Source organism: Enterobacter sp. ECC_219_Taxon_10 (assembly GCF_058354905.1).
In genome coordinates this window covers 3,545,818-3,571,308 of the sequence record NZ_CM178005.1, presented here as the reverse complement: position 1 = coordinate 3,571,308, position 25,491 = coordinate 3,545,818, and the positions used below count along the sequence as shown (strand labels likewise).

At 57.0% G+C, this 25,491-nt stretch carries 23 protein-coding genes; 12 read left to right on the top strand and 11 right to left on the bottom strand.

The annotated features are described in order from the left end of the window. Nucleotides 1–45 precede the first annotated feature (45 nt). Nucleotides 46–870, top strand: coding sequence for an XRE family transcriptional regulator (locus AC4ICF_RS16945; protein ID WP_302220460.1), 825 nt, complete (start codon nt 46–48; stop codon nt 868–870). Here AC4ICF_RS16945 and arsC read toward each other — a convergent pair. Then, a complete protein-coding gene (arsC, locus tag AC4ICF_RS16940; RefSeq protein ID WP_316380643.1) occupies nt 867–1,223 on the bottom strand; it encodes an arsenate reductase (glutaredoxin) in 357 nt (118 codons plus the stop codon). The genes AC4ICF_RS16945 and arsC overlap by 4 nt on opposite strands. Nucleotides 1,224–1,236: 13 nt before the next feature. Next, nucleotides 1,237–2,700: a beta-barrel assembly-enhancing protease gene (gene bepA / locus AC4ICF_RS16935; protein ID WP_192983602.1), complete on the bottom strand. Its 1,464-nt coding sequence runs from the start codon at nt 2,698–2,700 to the stop codon at nt 1,237–1,239. 221 nt (nt 2,701–2,921) lie between these two features. Between bepA and AC4ICF_RS16930 the strand changes: the two genes are divergently transcribed. Together AC4ICF_RS16930 and AC4ICF_RS16925 are read left to right on the top strand one after the other, a co-directional pair. Then, nucleotides 2,922–3,986 (top strand): AI-2E family transporter, encoded by a 1,065-nt coding sequence (locus tag AC4ICF_RS16930; RefSeq protein ID WP_116343175.1) that lies wholly within the window; start codon nt 2,922–2,924, stop codon nt 3,984–3,986. Nucleotides 3,987–4,151: 165 nt separating this feature from the next. Beyond that, nucleotides 4,152–5,480, top strand: a complete 1,329-nt coding sequence (locus AC4ICF_RS16925) for an IS4 family transposase (RefSeq protein WP_491466092.1) — start codon at nt 4,152–4,154, stop codon at nt 5,478–5,480. Between the two features lie 40 nt (nt 5,481–5,520). Here AC4ICF_RS16925 and bcp read toward each other — a convergent pair whose 3' ends face one another. Together bcp and AC4ICF_RS16915 are read right to left on the bottom strand one after the other, a co-directional pair. Further along, nucleotides 5,521–5,991, bottom strand: a complete 471-nt coding sequence (gene bcp, locus AC4ICF_RS16920; protein WP_032659360.1) for a thioredoxin-dependent thiol peroxidase — start codon at nt 5,989–5,991, stop codon at nt 5,521–5,523. Next, entirely contained in the window at nt 5,991–6,560 is a 570-nt protein-coding gene (locus tag AC4ICF_RS16915) for a glycine cleavage system transcriptional repressor (protein ID WP_028016134.1), read from the bottom strand. Before AC4ICF_RS16915 ends, bcp begins: the two co-directional genes overlap by 1 nt. A gap of 145 nt (nt 6,561–6,705) precedes the next feature. On the opposite strand from AC4ICF_RS16915, the gene dapA reads away from it, so the two are divergent. The 6 genes from dapA to ypfH all read left to right on the top strand — a co-directional run bounded on the left by dapA (nt 6,706) and on the right by ypfH (nt 13,163). Further along, nucleotides 6,706–7,584, top strand: a complete 879-nt coding sequence (dapA, locus tag AC4ICF_RS16910) for a 4-hydroxy-tetrahydrodipicolinate synthase (RefSeq protein ID WP_316380603.1) — start codon at nt 6,706–6,708, stop codon at nt 7,582–7,584. Between the two features lie 16 nt (nt 7,585–7,600). After that, nucleotides 7,601–8,635 carry an outer membrane protein assembly factor BamC gene (gene bamC, locus AC4ICF_RS16905; protein WP_028014020.1) on the top strand — a complete coding sequence of 345 codons (1,035 nt, stop codon included), beginning with the start codon at nt 7,601–7,603 and terminating at the stop codon, nt 8,633–8,635. 109 nt (nt 8,636–8,744) lie between these two features. Next, nucleotides 8,745–9,458: a phosphoribosylaminoimidazolesuccinocarboxamide synthase gene (purC, locus tag AC4ICF_RS16900; RefSeq protein WP_023332985.1), complete on the top strand. Its 714-nt coding sequence runs from the start codon at nt 8,745–8,747 to the stop codon at nt 9,456–9,458. A gap of 120 nt (nt 9,459–9,578) precedes the next feature. After that, the gene (gene ypfJ, locus AC4ICF_RS16895) at nt 9,579–10,448 is read left to right on the top strand and encodes a KPN_02809 family neutral zinc metallopeptidase (RefSeq protein ID WP_116343173.1); all 870 of its coding nucleotides are present in this window, start codon (nt 9,579–9,581) and stop codon (nt 10,446–10,448) included. Next, on the top strand, nt 10,448–12,394 hold the full coding sequence (locus AC4ICF_RS16890; RefSeq protein ID WP_316380607.1) for a tRNA(Met) cytidine acetyltransferase TmcA: 1,947 nt from the start codon (nt 10,448–10,450) through the stop codon (nt 12,392–12,394). Before ypfJ ends, AC4ICF_RS16890 begins: the two co-directional genes overlap by 1 nt. A gap of 73 nt (nt 12,395–12,467) precedes the next feature. Then, entirely contained in the window at nt 12,468–13,163 is a 696-nt protein-coding gene (gene ypfH, locus AC4ICF_RS16885) for an esterase (protein ID WP_316380602.1), read from the top strand. A gap of 93 nt (nt 13,164–13,256) precedes the next feature. Here ypfH and AC4ICF_RS16880 read toward each other — a convergent pair whose 3' ends face one another. Genes AC4ICF_RS16880 through AC4ICF_RS16870 form a run of 3 tightly spaced genes read right to left on the bottom strand, consistent with a single transcriptional unit; the run spans nt 13,257 to nt 14,966 of the window. Further along, nucleotides 13,257–13,454 (bottom strand): YpfN family protein, encoded by a 198-nt coding sequence (locus tag AC4ICF_RS16880; protein WP_013098222.1) that lies wholly within the window; start codon nt 13,452–13,454, stop codon nt 13,257–13,259. A 24-nt stretch (nt 13,455–13,478) separates the two neighbouring features. Continuing rightward, nucleotides 13,479–14,606 (bottom strand): succinyl-diaminopimelate desuccinylase, encoded by a 1,128-nt coding sequence (gene dapE, locus AC4ICF_RS16875; protein WP_028014016.1) that lies wholly within the window; start codon nt 14,604–14,606, stop codon nt 13,479–13,481. 3 nt (nt 14,607–14,609) lie between these two features. After that, the gene (locus AC4ICF_RS16870) at nt 14,610–14,966 is read right to left on the bottom strand and encodes an ArsC family reductase (RefSeq protein WP_163330554.1); all 357 of its coding nucleotides are present in this window, start codon (nt 14,964–14,966) and stop codon (nt 14,610–14,612) included. Between the two features lie 387 nt (nt 14,967–15,353). On the opposite strand from AC4ICF_RS16870, the gene ypfM reads away from it, so the two are divergent. Next, the gene (gene ypfM / locus AC4ICF_RS16865; RefSeq protein WP_015572204.1) at nt 15,354–15,413 is read left to right on the top strand and encodes a protein YpfM; all 60 of its coding nucleotides are present in this window, start codon (nt 15,354–15,356) and stop codon (nt 15,411–15,413) included. Nucleotides 15,414–15,521: 108 nt separating this feature from the next. On the opposite strand, the gene acrD is transcribed toward ypfM, so the two are convergent. Continuing rightward, nucleotides 15,522–18,635, bottom strand: coding sequence for a multidrug efflux RND transporter permease AcrD (gene acrD / locus AC4ICF_RS16860; RefSeq protein WP_166711935.1), 3,114 nt, complete (start codon nt 18,633–18,635; stop codon nt 15,522–15,524). Between the two features lie 142 nt (nt 18,636–18,777). Then, complete coding sequence (gene narQ / locus AC4ICF_RS16855) at nt 18,778–20,472, bottom strand: nitrate/nitrite two-component system sensor histidine kinase NarQ (RefSeq protein ID WP_316380601.1); 1,695 nt, start codon at nt 20,470–20,472, stop codon at nt 18,778–18,780. Between the two features lie 236 nt (nt 20,473–20,708). Here narQ and nudK point away from each other — a divergent pair, with 236 nt between their 5' ends. Both nudK and AC4ICF_RS16845 read left to right on the top strand, forming a co-directional pair. Next, the gene (gene nudK / locus AC4ICF_RS16850) at nt 20,709–21,302 is read left to right on the top strand and encodes a GDP-mannose pyrophosphatase NudK (RefSeq protein WP_116343163.1); all 594 of its coding nucleotides are present in this window, start codon (nt 20,709–20,711) and stop codon (nt 21,300–21,302) included. A gap of 106 nt (nt 21,303–21,408) precedes the next feature. Beyond that, nucleotides 21,409–22,452 carry a DUF1176 domain-containing protein gene (locus AC4ICF_RS16845; protein ID WP_316380600.1) on the top strand — a complete coding sequence of 348 codons (1,044 nt, stop codon included), beginning with the start codon at nt 21,409–21,411 and terminating at the stop codon, nt 22,450–22,452. A gap of 78 nt (nt 22,453–22,530) precedes the next feature. On the opposite strand, the gene tkt is transcribed toward AC4ICF_RS16845, so the two are convergent. Both tkt and tal read right to left on the bottom strand, forming a co-directional pair. Further along, complete coding sequence (gene tkt / locus AC4ICF_RS16840) at nt 22,531–24,519, bottom strand: transketolase (RefSeq protein WP_116343159.1); 1,989 nt, start codon at nt 24,517–24,519, stop codon at nt 22,531–22,533. 19 nt (nt 24,520–24,538) lie between these two features. Continuing rightward, nucleotides 24,539–25,489, bottom strand: a complete 951-nt coding sequence (gene tal / locus AC4ICF_RS16835) for a transaldolase (RefSeq protein WP_316380599.1) — start codon at nt 25,487–25,489, stop codon at nt 24,539–24,541. Between the last annotated feature and the right edge of the window lie 2 nt (nt 25,490–25,491).

The window sequence follows — 25,491 nt, the reverse complement described above, 5'->3', positions numbered from 1 at the left end:
CTTTGTAATATAAATCTCACATGATTAGTTAATGGAGTTGTTGCGATGGAAATTAAGCTACACGCCAACGCCACCACCACGCCGCGTATCCGCCGCTATCTACAGCAGTCAGATAAAAGCGACAGAGAGCTGGCCGTTGAGCTGGGGATCTCGGTCACGACCGTCAGGCGCTGGCGCAACCGAGATCGGGTTTCGGATAATCACACCACGCCAAAAGTGATACACAAAGCGCTGAGACAGGAGCAGGTTGCGCTGGTCAATGCCCTGCGCGATATCTCAGGGGCGCCGCTGGATGAACTGCTGAAGATGGTTAACGACGTGCTGGGGATCCCCGTTTCAAGGGCAACGCTCAATCGCTATCTCAAACCGGCACCCGCGAAACATAAGGGGAGTTCACTGCAGGGGAAAAAAGCGCTGAAGGCCGGCATCCTGCCGCATACGCTGATGCTGCATCATCTGCCTTTGTCGCTGCATATGGACGATGGGGGAGAACAGCATCTGCTCTGGGCGCGTGAACCGGTAAGCGGCTGGTGCTATGCCCGGCTCTACGCAGGTCTTTCGCCCCGGTTGCTTACTACCTGGACGCAGGCGCTGCTGGAGGCCTGTCCCGCTGATATACAATCTATTGAGACTTTTGGCTTTGAGCCGACACAGCCTGTAAAAGATGTGGCTGTAAAAACGCATCCCCAAAAACAAAATGCGCTTCAGGTGGCAGTGCCATTACGCGATATTATTCCGCGCGTGAATGATGAACCTGCCGGAGAGGTATTAATCGCGCTGTGCGAGTTTTATAACCGGGGCAAAACGCAGAAAAAGCTGGGAGAAAGTACGCCGCAGGCGTTTCTGGAAGCGCTGCGGCGTAAGGACTAGAGGATGTCGAGCACATCTTCCGGCGGGCGGCCAATGCGCGCCTTGCCGTTCGCCACCACAATCGGACGCTCAATCAGCTTTGGATTGTCGACCATCGCCTGTACCTGCTCAGCCTCGGTAAGACGGCTGTCATCCAGATTAAGCGATTTATACAGATCCTCTTTCTGACGCATCAGTTCGCGCGCGCTGCCCATCCCCAGCATGTGCAGCAGTTCGCGGATTGTCTGCGCGTCCGGCGGCGTCTCCAGATACAGCACCACCTCCGGGTCGATGCCGTTAGACTTCAGCAGGCTGAGCGTGTCGCGGCTCTTGGAGCAGCGAGGGTTATGGTAAATTTTTACCGCGTCTGTCATGACTTCTCCTTTATTACATCTTCTCGTACGGCTTAAAGCGCTGTTGCAGGCCGCGCAGCTGGTCGATGCGCGCGTCGTAGCGGGCCTGCTGCAGGCTGCCGAGCTTCACCTGCGAGCTGGCGCTGCTGAGCAGGGAAATCGCCTGATCGAGGCGACCCGCCAGGGCCAGCCCTTCAGCACGCGCCGCCAGCTCCTGATCGCGGTTACCCAACTGACCCTGGGCTTGGGCGAGCAGCTCCCAGCCGTTCTGGTCGTCTTTATTGTTAAAGGTATAGCGGTTCAGAATGGTCACGGCCTGCGCAGGCTGACCGCCCTGTAAGTAAGCGTTCGCCAGGTTAAGCTGCAGCACCGGGTTGGTCCGTACGTCTTTCGCCCCTTTCAGGCGGTTAATCGCATCGGTGGCTTTCTTCTGTCCCAGATCGATATCCGTCGAGAGATCGAGATACCACGGGTTATTGGGGTCGGCTGCCAGCAGCGGCTGCAGCGCTTTACGCGCCTCGTCATATTTGCTGGCTTCCATCGCCTGCAGCGCCTGACCATACTGCGCGGCATTTTTTTCCCGCACGTTGCCTTTCGCCAGGGTATCCAGCAGATCGCTGGTGAGCTGGTTACGCCCGGAGTTGTACATGCCGAGCGTTCTTACCTTAGCCATGTAGAAGTCCTGCGACGACTGCACGACCACCGGGCGCATCTGGTTGGCACGGTTGCGCGCATCCGATAAACGGCTTTCCGGTAACGGGTGGGTAAGCAAAATTTCCGGTGGACGGGATGAATAACGCGCCTGGTCGAGCAGTTTTTCCAGGAAGCTCGGCATCGCCTGCGGGTCAAAGCCGGAGCGCTGTAAAACCTGGATGCCGATGCGGTCTGCCTCCTGCTCGTTTTGCTGGGTGAAGCTGATCATCCCCTGGCGCGTTCCCGCCAGCGTACCGGTCAGGGCCGCCATCCCGGCCTGTGGGCTGGCCATCGCAAGCAGAATAGAGCCCAGTGCGCCCACCCAGGTGAGCGGGGCGTTACGCTTCTGGTCTTCCATCGCACGCGCCAGGTGGCGCTGGGTGACGTGCGAAATTTCGTGCGCCATCACCGAGGCCAGCTGGCTTTCGTTGTCAGAGTAACGGAATAACGCCGAATGCAGCACCACGTTACCGCCAAAGAAGGCGAAGGCGTTGATTTCGTCGTTATTGATTAAATAGAAGTGGAAGGGGGTTTTTACCGAGTCGGCGTGCGAAACCAGACGCATCCCCAGCCCGTTAATGTACTGCACCAGCAAAGGGTCGTTGATCAGCGGGGCGCTACCGCGCAGCTGGCGCACATAGTAATCACCCATCTGCATCTCTTGCCCGATAGAGAGCGTGCTTCCTGCCGTGGTGCCCATGTCCGGCAATGAATCGGACGAGTCAGCGAAAGCGGGCAACACCTGACCGACCGTCACTGCGGCAATCAGTGTTGCAACCAGTGTTTTTCTCAACTGCCTGAACATAACCACTGTCCTGTATGTTGGAGGTGCTAATTTGACCGATGAACCGGCATATCGTTCATCTCTGCTGCCCTGCGAGTGTAGCCGTGTTACCGCATGAAGAAAATCCCATTCATCAGGCTTTTGCGGATTGTGACAGGGATACAAAAAGCGAAAGTCTTTTTTGTGACAATTAGATACAATTCATCGTCTCACTCCCGCCAATCGATTCAGGGAAGGGTTGTATGCTCGAAATGTTAATGCAGTGGTATCGGCGTCGGTTCAGTGACCCGGAAGCCATTGCTTTGCTGGTTATTCTGGTTGCCGGGTTCGGTATTCTGTTCTTCTTCAGCGGTCTTCTCGCCCCCCTGCTGGTGGCGATTGTGCTGGCGTACCTGCTGGAGTGGCCAACAGCGCGCCTGGAACATATCGGCTGTTCACGCCGCTGGGCAACGAGTATCGTGCTGGTGCTGTTTGTCGGCATTCTTATGTTGATGGCATTCGTGGTGATGCCGGTTGCCTGGCAGCAGGGGATCTACCTGATCCGCGATATGCCCGGCATGTTGAATAAACTCTCTGATTTCGCCGCCACGCTGCCGCGTCGTTATCCCGCGCTGATGGACGCCGGGATTATTGATGCGATGGCCGAAAACATGCGCGCCCGCATCATGACGATGGGCGACTCGGTGGTGAAATACTCTCTGGCCTCGCTGGTGGGGCTGCTGACGCTGGCAGTTTACCTTGTGCTTGTGCCGTTAATGGTGTTCTTCCTGGTCAAAGACAAAGAGCAAATGCTTAACGCAGTCCGCCGCGTGCTGCCGCGCAATCGCGGTCTGGCCGGGCAGGTCTGGGAAGAGATGAACCAGCAGATCACCAACTACATTCGCGGCAAGGTGCTGGAGATGATAGTGGTCGGGGTCGCGACCTGGATTGGCTTCCTGATCTTTGGCCTGAACTACTCGCTGCTGCTGGCGGTGCTGGTCGGATTTTCGGTTTTGATCCCCTACATCGGCGCGTTTGTGGTGACCATTCCGGTGGTGGGCGTTGCGCTGTTCCAGTTTGGCCTGGGCACGGAGTTCTGGAGCTGCTTTGCGGTATACCTCATCATTCAGGCGCTGGACGGTAACCTGCTGGTGCCGGTGCTGTTCTCCGAGGCGGTGAACCTGCATCCGCTGGTGATTATCTTATCCGTGGTGATTTTCGGCGGGCTGTGGGGGTTCTGGGGCGTGTTCTTTGCTATTCCGCTGGCGACGCTGATTAAAGCGGTGGTGCATGCGTGGCCGGATGTGCCGGCGATGGAAGAGAAGTAGTTTTTGTGCGGGCTGATGCCCTCACCCCGGCCCTCTCCCACGGGGAGAGGGGGAAAACACTCAAAACGGCAACCTGAGTTGTAATGCCGATCAGTTAAGGATCGGTTGACCGATCCAGTGGCTGTGTAAGAATCCGGAAATGCTCACCCGTTTCCGGATTTTTTTATGCACATTGGACAGGCTCTTGATCTGGTATCCCGTTACGATTCTCTGCGTAACCCTCTGACTTCTCTGGGCGACTGTCTTGACCCGGAACTGATTTCCCGCTGCCTTGAAAAATCCGGCACCGTCACGTTACGCAAACGGCGCCTTCCTCTGGAAATGATGGTCTGGTGCATTATCGGTATGGCCCTTGAGCGCAAGGAGCCGCTTCATCAGATAGTTAACCGGCTGGATATCATGTTACCCGGCAATCGTCCGTTCGTTGCCCCCAGCGCCGTGATCCAGGCCCGTCAGCGGCTGGGAAGCGAAGCCGTCCGCCGCGTGTTCACGCAAACAGCGCAGCTCTGGCATAACGCCACGCCGCATCCGCACTGGTGCGGCCTGACCCTGCTGGCCATCGATGGTGTGTTCTGGCGAACACCGGACACGCCGGAAAACGACAGCGCCTTTCCCCGCCAGACGCATGGCGGAAACCCGGCACTCTACCCGCAGGTAAAAATGGTCTGCCAGATGGAGCTGACCAGCCATCTGTTGACGGCAGCGGCCTTCGGCACGATGAAAAACAGTGAAAATGAGCTCGCGGAGCAACTGATAGAGCAGACCGGCGATAACACCCTGACGTTAATGGATAAAGGCTATTACTCGCTGGGGTTGCTGAATGCGTGGAGCCAGGCGGGAGAACACCGTCACTGGATGCTCCCTCTCAGAAAGGGAGCACAGTATGAAGAGGTCAGAAAGCTGGGTAAAGGCGACTATCTGGTGAAGCTGAAAACCAGCCCACAGGCACGAAAAAAATGGCCGGGTCTGGGAGATGAGATGACAGCCCGCCTGCTGACCGTGACGCGCAAAGGGAAAGTCAGCCATCTGCTGACGTCGATGACGGACGCCATGCGCTATCCCGGAGGAGAAATGGCAGACCTGTACAGCCATCGCTGGGAAATAGAGCTGGGGTACAGGGAGATAAAACAAACGATGCAACTGAGCAGGCTGACGCTGAGAAGTAAAAAGCCGGAGCTTGTGGAGCAGGAGTTATGGGGCGTGTTACTGGCGTATAATCTGGTGCGATATCAGATGATTAAAATGGCGGGCCATCTGAAAGGATACTGGCCGAATCAGCTGAGCTTCTCAGAATCATGCGGCATGGTCATGAGAATGCTGATGACGCTGCAGGGCGCTTCACCAGGGCGTATCCCGGAGCTGATGCGTGATCTTGAAAGCATGGCGCAACTGGTAAAGTTGCCGACAAGAAGGGAAAGGGCCTTCCCGAGGGTGGTAAAGGAAAGGCCCTGGAGATACCCCACAGCCCCGAAAAAAAGCCAGTCAGTTGCTTAACTGACTGGCATTACAACCTGAGTTGCCGTTTTGCTGTTTATCAGGCGCTTGCTTTCAGCCAGTTCAACACCACGTCGTGGTGGTTGCTGGTTTTGAAGTCGTCAAATACATGTTCAACTTTACCGTCAGCGTCAATCAGGAAGCTGATGCGGTGAATGCCGTCGTAGGTTTTACCCATAAAGGTCTTTTCACCCCAGACGCCGAACTGCTCGCATACCTGGTGGTCTTCGTCGGAAAGCAGCGTGAAGTTCAGCAGCTCCTTTTCCGCAAATCGTGACAGCTTTTCTGGTTTATCCGTGCTGATTCCCAGCACTTCCACGCCGACTTTCTTCAACTCGTCCATGTTGTCGCGTAAGCCGCAGGCCTGTACGGTGCAGCCGGGGGTCATGGCTTTCGGGTAGAAATAGACCAGAACACGCTGTCCCTGGAAGTCGGTCAAATTTACTTGCTCGCCGTCTTGATCCGGTAAGCTAAATTTCGGTGCGATGTCACCGGCTTTCAGTGGATTCATTACTCAACTCCATCCTGTTCGTGCTGCGAATAATTGACGACGCTTATACTGCCCTGCGCGTTTAATTCTGTACAGAGGGCTTTGAACGCTTGCTCGATATTTGACGCATCCTGTGAGGCAGGGCTGTGAGCGGTAATTTGAATAAACAGCGTGGGAACGGCGCTCTCGTCGCCCGGCTGCGTGCGGGAGACGAGCTCGGCAATGTTCATCTGATGGCTGTCGAACAGCGCGGTAAAGCGCTCAATCAGATGTGGAGAATCAGGGACTTCAACCTGCACCCAGACGGTCGCAGGCATGGCCGGACGCGGGCGCGCGGTAGTGCGCTTCATGACGATCAGCAAATCCAACTCCGCGCCTTTCAGCGGCAGGGTGGATTCAATAAGGGTAATGGCATTCCATGTTCCGGACAGCAGCATGATAAACGTGAACTCTTCGCCGAGCATCGCAAGGCGGCTGTCTTCGATATTACAGCCGCAGCTGCTCACGTGACGGGTGATGGTGTTCACGATACCCGGCCTGTCGGCACCCAGCGCAGTGATAACCAGGTAATGTTGTGATGAGGTTGTCAAACCTGTTCTTCCTTTGCATGGTTAAGTCTTCCTAAGGAAAGCATAAAAAAAACGTGCATACAACCGCCAGAGGGCCTCAGGTCGCTTGCTTTTATTACAGTTCCAAACGTACCATTGAGACTCTTGTTCGCACAGAGGATGGCTCATGTTCACGGGAAGTATTGTCGCGCTTGTTACACCGATGGATGAAAAAGGTAATGTCTGCCGGTCCAGCATGAAGAAGCTGATTGATTACCATGTCGCCAATGGAACCTCGGCGATCGTTTCGGTAGGGACTACCGGTGAATCTGCAACGCTGAGCCACGAAGAGCACGGCGATGTGGTTATGCTGACCCTGGAACTGGCTGACGGACGTATTCCGGTCATTGCGGGGACAGGCGCTAATGCAACCGCAGAAGCGATCAGCCTGACCAAACGTTTTAACGACAGCGGCATCGTGGGCTGTCTGACGGTAACCCCTTACTACAACCGTCCTACTCAGGAAGGTTTGTTCCAGCACTTCAAAGCCATCGCTGAACATACTGACTTGCCACAAATTCTGTATAATGTGCCGTCCCGTACCGGTTGCGATATGCTGCCGGAAACCGTTGGTCGTCTCTCGGAAGTAAAAAATATTATCGGTATTAAAGAGGCGACAGGGAACTTAAGCCGCGTTCATCAGATCAAAGAGCTGGTTTCAGACGACTTTATCCTGTTGAGTGGTGATGATGCGACCTCGCTGGACTTTATGCAGCTCGGTGGCCATGGCGTGATCTCCGTAACGGCAAACGTTGCGGCGCGCGATATGGCTGAAATGTGCAAACTGGCCGCAGCCGGTCACTATGATGAAGCGCGCGTCATTAATCAGCGTCTGATGCCGCTGCACAATAAATTATTTGTCGAACCCAATCCGATCCCAGTGAAATGGGCGTGTAAGGAGTTGGGGCTTGTAGCATCCGATACGCTGCGTTTGCCTATGACACCGATTACCGACCAAGGTCGCGATATCGTCAGGGCAGCGCTGAAGCATGCCGGTTTGCTGTAAAGTTTAGGGAGATTTGATGGCTTATTCAGTACAGAAGTCGCGCCTGGCGAAGGTTGCGAGTGTTTCGCTTGTTATGCTGCTCGCTGCCTGTAGTTCAGACTCGCGCTACAAGCGCCAGGTGAGCGGTGATGAATCCTATCTGGATGCGACCCCGCTTGCTGAACTTCATGCACCGGCTGGTATGATCCTGCCGATTCAAAACGGCGATTATAATATCCCCGTGACCAACGGCAGTGGTCTGGTCGGTAAAGCGCTTGATATTCGTCCGCCAGCTCAGCCTCTGGCGCTGGTGAGCGGTGCGCGTACCCAGTTTACCGGTGATACGGCCTCTCTGCTGGTTGAAAGCGCGCGCGGAAGCAATCTGTGGCCACAGGTGGTCAGCGTTATTCAGGCGAAGAACTACACCATTGATAAACGTGATGACGCCAGCCAGACGTTAACCACCGACTGGATCGAGTGGAACCGTCTTGATGAAGATCAGCAGTACCGTGGACGCTATCAGGTCTCCGTGAAACCACAGGGTTACCAGCAGGCTGTTAACGTTAAGCTGTTGAACCTGGAGCAGGCGGGTAAACCGGTTGCGGATGCCGCCTCTATGCAGCGTTACAGCACTGAAATGCTGAACGTGATTGCCGCAGGTCTGGATAAGACCGCTACCGATGCCGCCAACGCCGCGCAGAACCGTAACGGCGTCACTTACGACGTTCAGAGCGGCGCGGATGATACCGGCCTGCCAATGCTGGTGGTGCGTGCACCGTTTAACCAGACCTGGCAGCGTCTGCCGGCGACGTTGGAAAAAGTGGGCATGAAAGTGACCGACAGCACCCGTTCAACCGGTAGCATGACGGCGACCTATAAGCCGCTGTCCGACAGCGCGTGGCAGGAGCTGGGCGCCAAAGATCCTCAGCTTGCTTCCGGTGACTACAAGATTCAGGTAGGCGACCTTGATAACCGCAGCAGTCTGCAGTTTATCGATCCAAAAGGTCACACGCTGACCCAGGCGCAGAACGATGCGCTGGTTGCTGTGTTCCAGGCTGCATTCAGCAAATAAATACGAGGGCGGGTTAATCCCGCCCTTTTTATTTTCGTGCTACGCAAACGTGTGCGTGGCATAATATACCCGGTTTTGAACACAAATTATCACACCAGGAGTAATGAAGATGCAGAAGCAAGCTGAGTTGTATCGTGGCAAAGCGAAGACCGTATACAGCACGGAGAACCCGGATCTGTTGGTGCTCGAGTTCCGCAATGATACGTCAGCAGGGGATGGCGCACGCATTGAGCAGTTCGATCGTAAAGGCATGGTGAACAACAAGTTCAACCACTTCATTATGACCAAACTGGCCGAAGCGGGTATCCCAACCCAGATGGAAGCGTTGCTGTCCGATACGGAATGTCTGGTGAAAAAACTGGATATGGTTCCGGTTGAGTGCGTGATTCGTAACCGTGCGGCAGGCTCCCTGGTGAAGCGTCTGGGCATTGAAGAAGGTATCGAACTGAATCCACCGCTGTTCGACCTGTTCCTGAAAAACGATGCCATGCACGATCCGATGGTCAACGAATCCTACTGCGAAACCTTCGGCTGGGTGAGCAAAGAGAACCTGGCGCGCATGCAGGAACTGACCTACAAAGCCAACGACGTGCTGAAAAAGCTGTTTGATGACGCGGGCCTGATCCTCGTCGACTTCAAGCTGGAGTTTGGTCTGTTCAAAGGTGAAGTGGTGCTGGGTGATGAGTTCTCCCCGGACGGCAGCCGCCTGTGGGATAAAGAAACCCTGGATAAAATGGACAAAGACCGTTTCCGTCAGAGCCTGGGTGGCCTGATTGAAGCGTACGAAGCGGTTGCTCACCGTTTAGGCGTTAAGCTCGACTAAGTCCCTCTGTTGCCAAAGGATGTTCGCATCCTTTGGCGTCTTACCTTTGTTTCCTATGGTAATCTTGCCGTTAACCGCCTACGATCATAGCTATTATTAATGGAATAGTTCGAGGTGGTTATGCGCTGGCAAGGGCGTCGTGAAAGTGACAATGTAGAAGACAGACGCGGTGATGGCGGCGGCGGTCCTTCAATGGGCGGGCCCGGCTTCCGCTTACCCAGCGGCAAGGGCGGTATCATCCTGCTGATTGTGGTGCTGGTCGCGGGCTATTACGGCGTCGATCTCACCGGTCTGATGACCGGTCAACCGCTGCAACAGCAGCAACAATCTCCGCGCTCCATCAGCCCGAATGAAGATGAAGCGGCCAAATTTACCTCCGTTATTCTCGCCACAACTGAAGACACATGGAGTCAGCAGTTTGAGAAGATGGGGCGCACCTATCAGCAGCCGAAGCTGGTGATGTACCGGGGCGCAACCCGCACCGGATGCGGTACCGGGCAATCTGTGATGGGGCCGTTCTACTGCCCGGCAGACGGCACCGTTTATATCGATCTCTCTTTTTACGATGACATGAAACGCAAGCTTGGCGCTGACGGTGATTTTGCCCAGGGCTACGTTATCGCGCATGAAGTCGGCCATCACGTGCAAAAGCTGCTGGGGATTGAGCCCAAAGTGCGCCAGCTTCAGCAGAATGCGTCTCAGGCTGAAGTGAACCGCCTTTCCGTCAAAATGGAACTGCAGGCGGACTGTTTTGCGGGCGTCTGGGGCCACAGCATGCAGCAGCAGGGCGTGCTGGAATCCGGCGATCTAGAAGAGGCATTAAATGCGGCTGAGGCTATCGGCGACGACCGTTTACAGCAGCAGAGCCAGGGTCATGTCGTGCCGGACAGCTTCACTCACGGTACGTCGCAGCAGCGCTACAGCTGGTTCAAGCGCGGCTTTGACAGCGGCGATCCGGCCCAGTGTAATACCTTCGGCAAAGCCATGTGATGGTGTCGTTTGAACATCTGACGCGCGAGCTTGAGCGTACCGGGCACCGCCGTCTGGTGGTGCTCACGGGTGATGAACAGTGGACGTTCAGCCAGGCGGCTGGCCTGCGTGATGCCTTGCCGGGAGACTGGCTGTGGCTGGATGACAATCCCTCTAAAGCCGTTAGCGGACTGCTGGGACGCGAATACCTTCACGCCGTTTTTGACGCGCGTGCCGGGTTTGACGTTTCAGCCTTTGCCGCGCTCAGCGGGACGCTGCGCGCCGGTAGCCTGCTGGTGCTGCTGGTGCCCCCGCTCTCAGAGTGGGCCGACAGGCCCGACGGCGATTCCGTACGCTGGAGCGACAGCGCGGAGCCAATCGCCACCCCGCATTTCGTTCACCATTTTTGCCGGACGCTTGCCGCCGATGCGGATGCCATCGTCTGGCAACAGCATCGTCCTCTCTCTCTTCCCGCTGCGCCGGATCTTCCCGCCTGGCAGCCTGCCAGCGGCGAGCCGCAGCGCGAGCAGGCGGAGATCCTCGACGCGCTTCTGGCCATGCCTTCGGGCGTCGCTGCCGTGACGGCACCGCGCGGACGCGGAAAGTCAGCCCTGGCGGGGATGCTGCTCAACGGCATCCACGGAAATGCAGTGGTGACGGCACCGGCAAAAGGGGCAACGGATGTTATTGCGCGCTTCGCCGGCGAGCGTTTTCACTTTATGGCCCCGGATGCGCTGCTGGCCTCCGCGACAGAAGCCGACTGGCTGATTGTTGATGAAGCCGCCGCCATCCCTGGCCCGCTGCTGGACAAGCTGGTGGCGCGTTTTCCCCGCGTACTGCTGACCACCACGGTCCAGGGTTATGAAGGCACGGGCAGGGGGTTTCTGCTCAAGTTCTGCGCCCGGTTCAGCGGGCTGCGGCGCTATACCTTATCCACCCCCATTCGCTGGGCAGCCGGGTGTCCGCTTGAGCGGATAGTGGGGAATACGCTGCTGTTTGACGATGCACTTATTGACCGCAAGCCGGAAGGTGACGTGCGTTTACGAACGCTGGAGCCGCGGATGTGGGAGAGCGACCCGGCACGCGTGGCAAGCGTGTATGAACTGCTGTGTGCCGCGCACTACCGGACGTCTCCGCTCGATTTACGTCGGATGATGGACGCACCCGGCCAGCACTTTGCGGTTGCACACGCGGGTGTGGATATCGCTGGCGCGCTCTGGCTGGTGGAAGAGGGGGGATTGCCTCCTGAGCTGAGCCGCGCGGTGTGGGCGGGCTTTCGTCGTCCACGCGGGAACCTTGTGGCGCAGTCGCTGGCGGCGCACGGCGGATCGCCACTCGCGGCGACGCTGAAGGGGCGACGGATTAGCCGCATTGCGGTACATCCCCACCGTCAACGGGAAGGCATTGGCGAGCGGCTTATTCGCAGCGCCAGCGGTGAAGATTATCTCTCGGTCAGTTTTGGCTATACCGACGAGCTGTGGCGTTTCTGGCAGCAGTGCGGCTTTGTGCTGGTGCGAATGGGCAGCCATCGGGAAGCCAGCAGCGGGTGCTACACGGCGATGGCCATACTGCCGCAGAGCGAGGCCGGGCACCGGCTGTGCGCTCAGGAACATCAGCGCTTGTGTCGCGATATGCGCGTCCTGTCGGCCCGGAACGGCGAAAAGATCCCGGTAAGCGATGCCTGGGAAGCTACCCTTAATAGTGACGATTGGCTGGAGCTGGCGGGGTTTGCCTTTGCGCACCGGGCGTTTTCAACCTCGGTTGCCGCGCTGACGCGGCTGGTGTTAACCACAGACATGCCGCTCCCGGCTCTGCGCGGGAAAATCGAGGGAAAGACGGACGAGACGGGGCGAAAAGCGTTGCTGGCTAAGCTGCGGAGTGAAGCTGCGCAAGCGCTTGAGAGTCTTGACTATTCCCGCTGCCAGCGGTTGAAAGCAGACATTTTGCAATGGCAATTTTTTCAATGACTTCTTCAGTAAAGTGGCATGGTCATTACCCCGCAGAGGCGTAAAATCCTGCTCATCAATTAAGGAGACCGCCATGAAACACGACCATTTTGTTGTTCAAAGCCCTGACAAACCGGCTAAACAGTTACTGCTCCTGTTTCATGGTGTGGGCGATAATGCCGTTAACATGGGGCAGATTGGCCGCTGGTTTGCCCCCGTTTTCCCGGAAGCGCTAATTGTCAGCATCGGCGGCGTGGAGCCGTGCGGCCCGAACGGACGGCAGTGGTTCCCGGTTCAGGGCGTGACGGAAGAGAACCGTCAGGCACGCATTGATGCCATTATGCCCACGTTTATCGACATCGTACGCTACTGGCAGCAGCAGAGCGGCGTAGGCGCTGACGCAACGGCGCTGATTGGTTTCTCTCAGGGGTCAATCATGTCGCTGGAAAGCGTAAAAGCGCAGCCCGGTCTGGCTTCACGCGTGATCGCGTTTAACGGGCGCTACGCGACGCTACCGACCAGCGCGACCACGCAGACCACTATCCATCTTATTCACGGCGGCGAAGACCGGGTGATTGAGCTTTCGCATGCGGTGGCAGCCCAGGAAGCGCTGGTGCGCGAAGGCGGGGATGTGACGCTGGATATTGTTGACGGTCTGGGCCACGCGATTGACGACCGCAGTATGCAGTTTGCGCTCGACCATCTGCGTTATACCGTGCCGAAACACTATTTTGATGAAGCGCTCAGCGGCGGCAAGCCGAATGATGATGATATTGTTGAATTTATATAAACATTTATCCCCTTACCCTAACCCTCTCCCCTAAGGGGAGAGGGAACATGGCCCCCCTCGCCCCTCTGGGGAGAGGGGCCGGGGGTGAGGGGATTACTTCTTCTGGTCTTTCTTCGGCCAGTCGTCGTCATCGTCCCACTTGTCGTTAAAATCCCGGTGCGGCGGAAGATCCGGTTTGTTGGCGAGAAATTTTTTGTGGTCAACGCGCTTAAGGTCTTTAATCACGTTAAGCAGTACGCCTACCAGAAACACCAGAACCAGAATCCACCAGTACTTTGCAAGCCAATCCATTCGCTATTCCTCTCTGAGCGTTCGTCAGGCGACGAGTTGCTCCATAATACGTTGATACATGCGGGCCAGCAGTTGTAAATCGGCAGCGTTCACACACTCGTTGATTTTGTGAATCGTCGCGTTAACCGGACCCAGTTCGACAACCTGTGCACCCATGCGGGCGATAAAGCGTCCGTCTGAGGTGCCGCCCGTCGTCAGCAGCTGCGGCTTAATTTCATTATAGTGCTCGATGGCGTTCACTACCGCATCCACCAGCTTGCCGCGCTGCGTCAGGAACGGCTGGCCGGAAAGCCACCAGTCGACGGTGTAGCGCAGGTTGTATTTTTCCAGCAGAGCGACAACGCGGGCTTTGATCGTCTCGTCGGTCAGTTCGGTGCTGAAGCGGAAGTTGAACTGGACGAAGAAGTCCCCCGGGATCACGTTGTTGCTGCCGGTCCCGGCCTTAACGTTAGCAATCTGCATGCTGGTCGGCGGGAAGAACTCGTTGCCTTTATCCCACTCGATGCCCACCAGTTCGTTCAGCATTGGCGCGGCGCGGTGGACCGGGTTATCGGCCAGATGTGGATAAGCCACGTGCCCCTGAACGCCGTGAATGGTCAGGTTACAGGTCAGCGAGCCGCGGCGACCGTTTTTGACGACATCACCCACCACTTCGGTACTGGATGGCTCGCCGACCAGACAGTAGTCGAGACGCTCGTTACGCGCCATCAGCGCCTCAACGACCTTTACGGTACCGTTATGGGCGCTGGCTTCTTCATCGGAGGTGATCAAAAACGCGAGACGGTTTTTGTGGTTCGGATGCTGAGCCACAAAGCGCTCTGCCGCCACCACCATCGCCGCCAGCGAGCCTTTCATGTCCGCCGCACCGCGACCGAAGAGCATGCCATCGCGGATGGTTGGCTCAAACGGCGGGTTAATCCAGCGATCTGCGTCACCCGCGGGAACGACGTCAGTGTGCCCGGCAAAGGCCAGCGTTTCGCCCTGGCCACGCCACGCCCAGAAGTTCTGGGTATCGCCAAAATCCATGCGCTCAACGGTAAAACCGATGGCACGCAGGCGCTCAATCATTAATGCCTGACAACCTGCGTCGTCCGGGCTAAGGGAAGGACGGCGAATAAGCTGTTGAGTCAGCTCAATGACCGGGCATGACATACACTACACCTCAACGAAAAAGTCAGAATAAAGGGTTTCACTGAAACCCAGCAGCATAGGCTGACCTGGCTTGCAGAGCAATGGGCGTTTGATAATTGCTGGCATATCGAGCATCAGCTTTGCCGCGCTGTCGGCATCAACGATGCTGGCGCGCACGGATTCGTCCAGCTTACGCCAGGTGGTGCCGCGGGTGTTCAGCAGCGCTTCCCATCCCAGTTCGTTAATGGCGGTATGCAGAAATTGTGCATCAAGCCCGTCGGCACGGTAATCGTGGAAGCGGTACTCCACGTGGTTTGCTTCCAGCCAGCGGCGCGCTTTTTTGATGGTGTCGCAATTTTTAATGCCGTACATCACAACCATGTTGAATCCTTTTGCTCTTATGGCGATTAAATGTTCAATAAATTCGAAGATATATCCTTAAGTGGAATATAACACATTCAGGAATTGTCTGGATTTACGCTTCATCTTAATTCAACTCACACTTGTACGCTGAATATTCTTTCACCCTTTAAGCATAGATGTCCATAGGGTTTAAATTCCCCATAAACTCAGCGAGTAAAATAGAACTCACCCGTTCGTAGGGTTATTTCAAAATATTGCTGCCCATCACACAAAATTTAAGGTTCTCCGTTCATATTTATCATAAATCCCCGGCAGTGGCGGGGTACAATCGCAGCGATTGGTTAAATAGTCTTCACAATGATGATACGTTTTCGTAGAATGCGCATAATAATAAGAGAGGTTGTTATGATTGAACGTGAACTGGGGAACTGGAAAGATTTTATCGAAGGCATGCTTCGTAAATGACATTCAGTAAGAATTGCAAGAGCACTAAAATAAGTAAAATAACCATAGTGTGAATTAATCACACAATAAAAAGGCGGCCGATAAAGCCGCCTTTTTTATGGCTGCGGGTTATTCCTGTCGCTCCCGGAGCGGGAAGCGACGACGCACCAGCACAAAGAACAGCGGAACAAAATAAATCGCCAGGATGGTGGCCGAAATCATCCCCCCCATGACGCCGGTACCCACCGCATGCTGGCTGCTTGAGCCTGCACCCGTGCTGGTTGCCATCGGCAGTACGCCAAAAATAAACGCCAGCGAGGTCATCAGGATCGGACGCAAGCGCTGACGGCAGGCGTGCAGCGTGGCGGCCATCAGCTCGTGGCCTTTAGCATTCATCTCGTTGGCAAATTCTACGATCAGAATGGCGTTTTTCGCCGATAAGCCGATCACCGTGAGTAGCCCCACCTGGAAGTAAACGTCGTTCTCCAGGCCGCGCATCCAGGTCGCCAGCAGTGCACCGATAACCCCAAGCGGCACCACCAGCATGACCGAGAACGGAACCGACCAGCTCTCATACAGCGCGGCAAGGCAGAGGAAGACCACCAGCAGAGAAAGCGCATAAAGCGCGGGCGCCTGTGCCCCGGAGAGGCGCTCCTGGTAAGACATGGCCGTCCATTCCAGACCAAAACCAGCGGGCAGCTGCTGCACCAGTTTTTCCATGGTGTCCATGGCGGTACCGGTGCTGACGCCCGGCGCGGCTTCCCCGACGATTTCAACTGCCGAATAGCCGTTGTAGCGCTCCAGGCGCGGCGAACCGCTCTCCCAGCGCGACGTGGCAAAGGCGGAGAAGGGTACCATCCCGCCAGAATTATTACGTACAAACCAGCGGTTAATGTCATCCGGCAACATGCGGAAAGGCGCGGCTGCCTGGACATACACTTTTTTCACGCGGCCGCGATCCATAAAGTCATTTACGTAGCTTGAGCCCCACGCGGTTTGCAGGGTGTCGTTGATATCGTCGATCGAGACGCCCAGCGCCTGCGCCTTACGCTGGTCTATATCCACCTGAAGCTGCGGGCTGTCGTCAAGACCGTTGTGACGAACGCGGGTCAGGCCGGGATCTTTCCCTGCAAGTTCTAACAGCTTGTCGCGCGCAGCCATCAGCGCCGAGTGGCCCGCGCCGGCGTGATCCTGCAGCTCCATATCAAACCCGGCGGAACTGCCCAGGCCGCTGATCGCGGGCGGACTGCTGGCAAAAACGCGTGCCTCTTTAATGCCCGCAAAAGCTTTGGTTGCCCGTTCAATGATGGCGAACGAGGTTCCCGTTCTGGCGTCGCGTTCGTCCCAGTCTTTCAGGCGGACAAACATGCGGGCGACGTTCTGCCCATTCCCGCCCGGGCCGGAGCCGACGGTAGAGAAGACCGAGACAACGTTATCTTTCTCTTTGGTGAAGAAGTACTGCTCAACGTTCTGAACCACCTTCAACGTCTGCTGTTGCGTTGAGCCGCTCGGGAGCTGCACCGAGGTGATGAACATCCCCCGGTCCTCCTGAGGCAGGAACGAGGTGGGAAGATGCAGAAACAGCCACACCATGCCGCCCAGCAGCACAACGTAAATCATCATCCAGCGCAGGCTGCGGTGCAGCACTTTACCGACGGCAGATTCATACCGCTCGGCATTGCGGTTGAACATACGGTTAAACCAGCCGAAGAACCCTTTCTGTCCGTGATGTTCCCCTTTGTGCAGCGGCTTAAGGAGGGTGGCACAGAGCGCGGGGGTGAGGATCAGCGCCACCAGCACGGAGAGCACCATCGCCGAGACGATGGTAATTGAGAACTGACGGTAAATCGCCCCGGTTGTACCGCCAAAGAAGGCCATCGGGATAAAGACCGCCGACAGCACCATCGCGATACCGACTAACGCCCCCTGAATTTGCCCCATGGATTTGCGTGTGGCCTGACGCGGGGAAAGCCCCTCTTCGCTCATGATGCGCTCGACGTTTTCCACGACCACGATGGCATCGTCCACCAGCAGGCCAATCGCCAGCACCATGGCAAACATCGTCAGGGTGTTGATGCTGTAGCCGAACGCGTAGAGCACCGCAAAAGTACCCAGCAGCACTACCGGGACGGCAATGGTGGGGATCAGCGTGGCGCGGAAGTTTTGCAGGAACAGGTACATGACCAGGAACACCAGCGCAATCGCTTCCAGCAGGGTTTTCACCACATCCTCAATCGAGGCTTTAACGAAGGAGGTGGTTTCATAGGCGACTTTGTACTCCAGCCCGTGCGGGAAATACTGCGACAGCTCATCCAGACGGTCCAGCACCAGCTTCGCCGTCGCCATTTCGTTCGCGCCGGAGGCCAGCTTGATCCCAAGACCGGAGGCCGGATTGCCGTTAAAGCGGCTCAGGTAATCGTATTTCTCCGCACCCATTTCCACCTTAGCGACATCGCCCAGGCGCACCTCTGAACCGTCCTGATTCACGCGAAGGGTGATGTTGCGGAACTGGTCCGGCGTCTGAAGCAGGGATTGTGAATTGATGGTGGCATTCAGGGCCTGTTTATCAACCGAAGGCGTGCCTCCCAGCTGCCCCACGGCAATTTGGGCGTTCTGGGCTTTGATGGCGTCCGTCACGTCGGTTGCGGTCATCTGATAGCTGTTCAGCTTGTTAGGATCGAGCCAGATACGCATTGAGTACTGTGAACCGTAGGCGTCGATATCCCCTACGCCGTTAATACGGCTGAGCGGGTCCTGAATATTACTGGCGACGTAGTCCGCAATGTCCTGTTTATCCATTGAGCCATCGGTGGAGACAAACGCGATAGTCAGAATGTTGGTATCACCGGTTTTACGCACGGTAACCCCCTGGTTTTGCACCGCCTGGGGCAGCTTACGCATGGCCGACTGCAGCTGGTTTTGTACCTGCTGCACCGCTTCGTCCGGGTCGGTGCCCGCCTCAAAGCTCAGGGTGACCGTGGCCTGTCCCGTGGCGCTGCTTTGGGAGGACATGTACATCAGATTATCCAGACCCGTCATGTTCTGCTCGATAACCTGCGTCACGGTGTTTTCCAGCGTTTGTGCGGAAGCGCCGGGATAGTTGGCGGTGACACGCACGTTAGGCGGTGCCAGATCGGGATATTGCTCAACGGGAAGAGAAGTAATCGCCAGGACGCCTGTCAGACACAACAGGATGGCAAGCACCCAGGCAAAAATGGGGCGATCGATGAAAAAATTCGCCATGGAAAAGTGACCTCGTTTTGCTGCACGTCATTATTGTTTATTGCCCGCATCACTTTAGCGGCAAGGCCCAGGCCAAACGTGGAGAAATAAAGGAGATAATGTAAATTATCATGCGCTTTTCCCGGCGCTTCCCCCTTTACCGTTATTTACCTGTTAACGGCGCGGGTGCGGGGAACGTCACGCTGACCTGCGTGCCGCCGTTTTGCGGCTGCGAGAAGTGCAGCATTCCGCCGAGCCGTTGCGCGCGTTCTCGCATAATGTTCAGCCCGTAGTGTCCCGGCGGTTCGCTGGCCTCGCCAATTCCGATGCCGTTGTCACGAATGCTGACGTTGTGCGTGCCGTCCACGGCGGTTACGCAGCTGACGGTGATCTCGCTGGCCTGCGCGTGCTTAATCGCATTCAGGACGGCCTCCCGCACGATCTGCAGCAAATGCACCTGCTTCTGCGCGTCAAGCGCCAGCGAGGAGAGGCGGCAGTCGAGGTACAGCTTCGCCTGCGTTTGGCTCTGCAGGGCATCGAGGGACTCCTGAAGCGCCGCGGGTAAATTCGCATGGTTTAGCGTCAGGCGGAAGGTGGTCAGCAGCTCGCGCAGCTGCTGCCAGGCGTTGTTCAGTTCGCGGGAGAAGTCGGTGATGATGGTCTGCGCGGGGGCATTTTCCGCCGGCACGGCGTGTTTAAGCAGCGTGAGCTGGATCCGCAGATAGGAGAGTACCTGCGCCAGCGAGTCATGCAGCTCGCGGGCGATGGTGGCGCGCTCCTCCATCAGCAGCAGCTGCTGGTAGTGTTTCTGCGCCTGGTTAAAGTACAGCCCGCGCCCGAGCATGGTCGCGACACTTCTCATCAGCGGAAGAGGAACGCTGCCCGTCTCGCTTTGCCAGCGCAGCTCGCCGTAAAGGGTGTCCTGCATCAGCACCGGCAGGGTTTGCAGAGAAATGCCGCTCACCTCTGTCCCTTCACACAGCCGCCAGTCGTCGCTGGTGCGTAGCTCCAGGTAATTCATCTGCGTGTATTCATGGACAATCTGTAAAATATGCCGGAAGCACAGGCTGTCAATCTGTCCGGTATTCAGCGCCTGAGAGCATTTGAACAGCATGTCGAGCTGCTGGTGGGCTTCATGCAAATGCCGCGTCTTTTCCGCGACGGAGGCTTCGAGCGACCGATAGAGAGTATGTAGCTCGCCCGACATATGGTTGAAGGCGCGGGAAAGCTGGCCCAGCTCGTTGGGCAGCGCGGTGTCCGGCGCCGGGGTGGTAAATTCCCCTCGCTCAATCCGTTCACTGGCGGCTACCAGGTTGTTCAGTGGCAACACCACCTGGCGGCGGATGCGCCGCAGGGTAAACAGCGTCAGCAGCAGGATCCCGAGCGCGCCAGCCAGAGAGAGAAGGGTCACCGTCTGGATTTTATTTTCGGTGTAGTGCTGGAGGGCGAGAACAAAGGCATCAATGCGGCCGACAAAATCCTCAATGTTAGCGTCATACCATGCGCTGTCGCCGCGGGCGATGTGCTTATCTATTTCCCGCCAGGCCACATGAAGCTGCTGATAGCGCGCCTTGACGTTTTCCGGGACGTACCAGCGGTTCAGCTTCTCCAGGGAAGGCGCGCTTAACGTCTGCTGCCAGTTCTCAAGATGCGCCTTAAGGGAGGGGCTGTTGCGCTGCATCTCGTAGCCGAGGCGGTAGCTCTGCATGCGCAGCGAACCCGCAATGTTAATGGCTTCGGCGTCACGCTGGCTGCTGGCAAGCGTCAGCAGCGCGACGGTGCTGGTCAGCACGGACAGGGCAATGATCGAAAAGAAAGCCCAGGCAAGGCTTCCGGAAACGGGGCGTTTAACGGTCACGGAACGGATCTCTGAATAAAATGGCTCTGCCACAGGTTACGGGCAGTTGTACATTGCCTGATAACGCGGTAGTGAGCAAATAGCTTATTCATACTAAAAATAAGGTTATTGATCCAAAAGCCGCTTTGGGGATTAACATGAAATCTGACGAGAAGAGACGCGCCGTCTTAACCGACGGGCGACAAAGCGGGCTTCACGGCGTAGTATAAACAGACTCATTTTGCCGTGGAGCCCGTATGTCCCTGAACATTACCGTTATCAAAGACAAAATCCTCTCTGAAAATTACTTTGTCCTGCGGAATATCACTTACGATTTAACCCGTAAGAACGGTGACGTGATTCGCCACAAACGCGAAGTCTACGACCGGGGCAATGGCGCAACCATTCTGCTGTATAACCGTGAAAAGCAAAGCGTGGTGCTGATTCGCCAGTTTCGGGTCGCGACCTGGGTCAACGGCAACGCGGACGGGCGTCTGATTGAAACCTGCGCCGGCCTGCTTGATGACGATGAGCCGGAAGTCTGCATCCGCAAGGAGGCCGTCGAGGAGACCGGTTTTGAAGTGGGCGCGGTGCAAAAAGTCTTTGAGCTTTTCATGTCACCTGGCGGCGTGACCGAGCTGGTCCATTTCTTCATTGCGGAGTACACCGATGCCCAGCGCACGCATCGCGGTGGCGGCGTGGAGGATGAAGATATTGAAGTGCTGGAAATGCCTTTCGCTCAGGCCGTTGAGATGGTGAAAAGCGGCGAGATCCGCGATGGTAAAGCGGTGATCCTGTTGCAATATCTGCAAACCAGCGGGTTAATGAACCCCAAACCGATGTCGCAATAGCCTGCATTTCAGATAAATCTATCCGATAAATCCGATTGAGCCCGCCCGCCCTGGGCACGAAGATACGCCCCAGATTGACCTTTTCGTTTCCGGGGCTGTGCCATTCATGCGCTACTGCGTTTTGCTTCTCTTCTTTTTCTGCGTGCTACCCGTGCCTCTGGTGTGGGCGGCACCTGCGCAGCAGTCTTTCTCAGACTGGCAGGTCACCTGCAATAACCAGAATTTTTGTGTTGCCCGGAATACGGGGGAACATCGCGGTCTGGTTATGACGCTGAGCCGTAGCGCCGGCGCGAAAACGGACGCCAGCCTGCGCATCGATCTCGGCGGGCTTTCGGCCCCGCCGGTAAAAGAGCCGGACATCGCCCCGCGCCTTCTGCTCGACAACGTTCCGCTAAAACTCAATTCACAGCACTGGCAGTTAACGCCCTGGCATCTCAAGACCGACGATACGGGTACCCTCAACGCGTTTCTGAAAACTATTCAGGAAGGGCAGGCGCTGACCCTGCGCGGGGGGAAGCAGACGATTTCGCTGGTCGGGCTGAAGGCGGCGCTGCTGTTTATTGACGCCCAGCAGAAGCGCGTTGGCAGCGAAACGGCATGGATTAAAAAAGGGGATAGCCCGCCTCTGAGCGTGCCTCCTGCACCAGCATTAAAAAAGGTGGCCGTGGTGAACCCGACGCCGACGCCGCTGACGCATAGCGAGCTGAACGATCTGCTGGATTATGGAACCTGGCGGATGAACAACAGCCAGTGCTCGCTGGATCCTAACCGCCGTGAAGTACGCGTCACCGCATTAACCGACGACAAAGCGCTGTTAATCGTCAGCTGTGAGGCAGGAGCCTATAACACGGTCGATCTGGCGTGGCTGGTATCACGTAAAAAACCGTTCACTGCCCGCAGCGTCAGGTTACGTCTGCCGTTTACCCCCTCCAGCCAGAGCAGCGACATGGAGCTGATGAACGCCAGCTTTGATGAAAAAACGCGCGAGCTGACGACGCTGGCGCTGGGACGCGGTATCGGGGACTGCGGGATCCAGACGCGCTGGCGTTTTGACGGCCAGCGCTTCCGCCTGGTGCGCTATGCGGAAGAGCCAAGCTGCGATAACTGGAATGGGCCAGACGCCTGGCCCACGCTGTGGATCACACGCTAGTTTTACCGGGTGGCGACTTACAAAACCTCGAACCGCAGGCCGGGTAAGCGACAGCGCCACCCGGCAACGAAGAACGCACTACAGCACGCTCAGCGCCTTCTCCACCACGTTCTCAACGGTAAAGCCGAAGTACGGGAAGAGCTTGTCGGCAGGTGCCGATTCACCGTAACCCCGCATGCCAACAATCGCTCCTTTTAGCCCCACGTACTTATACCAGTAGTCGGCAATACCCGCTTCCACCGCCACGCGTGCCGCTACGTTGGACGGCAGCACCGATTCCCGATACGCCTCATCCTGGGCGTCAAAGATATCCGTTGAAGGCAGGGACACCACGCGCACCGCGTGGCCTTCGGCGGTCAGTTTCTCCGCTGCTTTCACCGTAATTTCCACCTCGGAACCGGTGGCAATCAGGATCACGTCCGGCTTGCCGCCGCTGTCTTTCAGGATGTACCCGCCACGGGCGATGTTTTTAACCTGCTCCGGGGTGCGCTCGATCTGCGCCAGGTTCTGGCGCGACAGGATCAGCGCTGTAGGCCCGTTGTGGCGCTCAACCGCCAGCTTCCAGCCCACCGCCGCTTCCACCTGGTCGCACGGACGCCAGGTACTGAAGTTTGGCGTTAAGCGCAGGCTCGCCAGCTGTTCCACCGCCTGGTGCGTCGGGCCATCTTCCCCCAGGCCGATGGAGTCGTGGGTGTAGACCATGATCTGCCGGGCCTTCATCAGCGCCGCCATGCGCGCCGCGTTTCGGGCGTACTCGACGAACATCAGGAAGGTGGCGGTGTAGGGCACGAAGCCGCCGTGATGGGCGATGCCGTTTGCAATCGCGGTCATGCCAAACTCGCGCACGCCGTAGTGGATGTAGTTCCCGGCAATATCCTCTTTCAGCGATTTCGAGCCGGACCAGATGGTCAGGTTACTTGGTGCAAGATCCGCCGAGCCGCCGAGCAGCTCAGGCAGGATTGGGCCAATGGCGTTGAGGGTATTTTGCGACGCCTTACGGGTGGCGATTTTCGCCGGGTTGGACTGCAGATTTTCAATCAGCGCCTGGGTTTTATCGTCCCAGTCCTCCGGCAAGCCGCCGCTCATGCGGCGGGAAAACTCTGCCGCCAGCTCCGGGTGCGCTTTTTTGTAGGCGGCAAATTTTTCGTTCCACGCCTGCTGGGCTTTTTCACCCGCTTCGCGGGCATCCCAGGCTCTGTAGATCTCTTTCGGGATCTCAAATGGCGGATACTTCCAGCCCAGCTTCTGGCGGGTTAAGGCCACTTCCTCTTCGCCCAGCGCCGCGCCGTGCGCCTCTTCCTTGCCCGCTTTGTTCGGCGAGCCGAAGCCGATGGTGGTGCGACAGATAATCAGGGACGGTTTGTCCTTCACGCTCTGCGCTTCCTGAATCGCTTTTTTCACCGCCTCAGGATCGTGGCCGTCGATCTCATGCACCACGTGCCAGTGATAGGCCTCAAAGCGTTTCGCCGTGTCGTCGGTAAACCAGCCCTCGGTTTCCCCGTCGATGGAGATGCCGTTGTGGTCGTAGAAGCCAATCAGCTTCCCGAGCCCCAGCGTGCCCGCCAGCGAGCAGACCTCGTGGGAGATCCCCTCCATCAGGCAGCCGTCACCCATAAAGACATACGTGTAGTGGTCGACAATCTGATGGTCCGGCTGGTTAAACTGCGCCGCCAGCGTGCGCTCGGCAATCGCAAGACCGACGGCATTCGCCAGACCCTGACCCAGCGGGCCGGTGGTGGTTTCCACGCCCGGGGTATAGCCGATCTCCGGATGGCCCGGCGTTTTAGAGTGCAGCTGGCGGAAGTTTTTCAGCTCTTCCAGCGGCAGATCGTAGCCGGAAAGGTGCAGCAGGCTGTAGAGCAGCATCGAGGCGTGGCCGTTGGAGAGAATAAAACGGTCGCGGTCGTACCAGGTTGGGTCTGTGGGGTTGTGCTTCAGAAAGTCGTTCCACAGCACTTCGGCAATATCGGCCATCCCCATCGGGGCGCCAGGGTGGCCGGAATTGGCTTTTTGTACGGCATCCATGCTGAGGGCGCGAATGGCGTTGGCAAGCTCTTTACGGGACATAGTTCACTCCGTGGCAAGGTTAAAGTTTGGCGGCGAGAAGATCTTCAAGTTTGCGCTGGTCGACGGCGAACTGGCGGATGCCGTCAGCCAGTTTTTCCACGGCCATAGGGTCCTGATTGTGCTCCCAGCGGAACTCCGCTTCGGTCATGGCTTTCGGTTTTGGCAGTACGGTAGAGGTCGGCACCAGTTTGCGGATCACCGTTTCGTCGCTCTCCTGCAGCTTTTTCAGCAAATCGGGGGAGATGGTCAGACGGTCACAGCCTGCGAGCGCGAGGATCTGCTCGGTGCGGCGGAAGCTGGCGCCCATCACGATGGTTTCGTAGCGGTGCTGCTTGTAATAATCGTAGATATTACGCACCGACTTCACGCCAGGGTCTTCCTCAACCACGTACGGATCCATCGGCTGTTTCGCCTGATACCAGTCGTAGATGCGCCCGACAAACGGCGAGATCAGAAACACGCCCGCTTCAGCACAGGCGCGCGCCTGGGCAAACGAGAACAGCAGCGTCAGGTTGCAGTGGATCCCCTCTTTTTCCAGAACCTCCGCCGCGCGAATGCCTTCCCATGTGGACGCGAGCTTGATCAGAATGCGCGACTTATCGATCCCCTGTTCCTGGTAGAGTTCCACCAGGCGGCGCGCTTTGTGAATACTCTTTTCCTGATCGAATGAGAGGCGGGCATCCACTTCGGTCGACACGCGCCCCGGAATGCTTTTCAGAATTTCCGCACCAAAATTAACCGCCAGCTTGTCGCTGGCTTCAGCAACCTGCTGTTCCTGCGTTTTCCCGCGCTGTTTACCGTAGGCAATCGCGTCATCAATCAGATGGTTAAAGTGGGCAAGCCCTGCCGCTTTCAGAAGCAGCGAAGGGTTGGTGGTCGCGTCCTCCGGCTGATAGTGGCGAATCGACTCGATATCGCCGCTGTCTGCAACCACGGTGGTGAATTGTTTGATGCCGTCTAGCTGGTTCATAA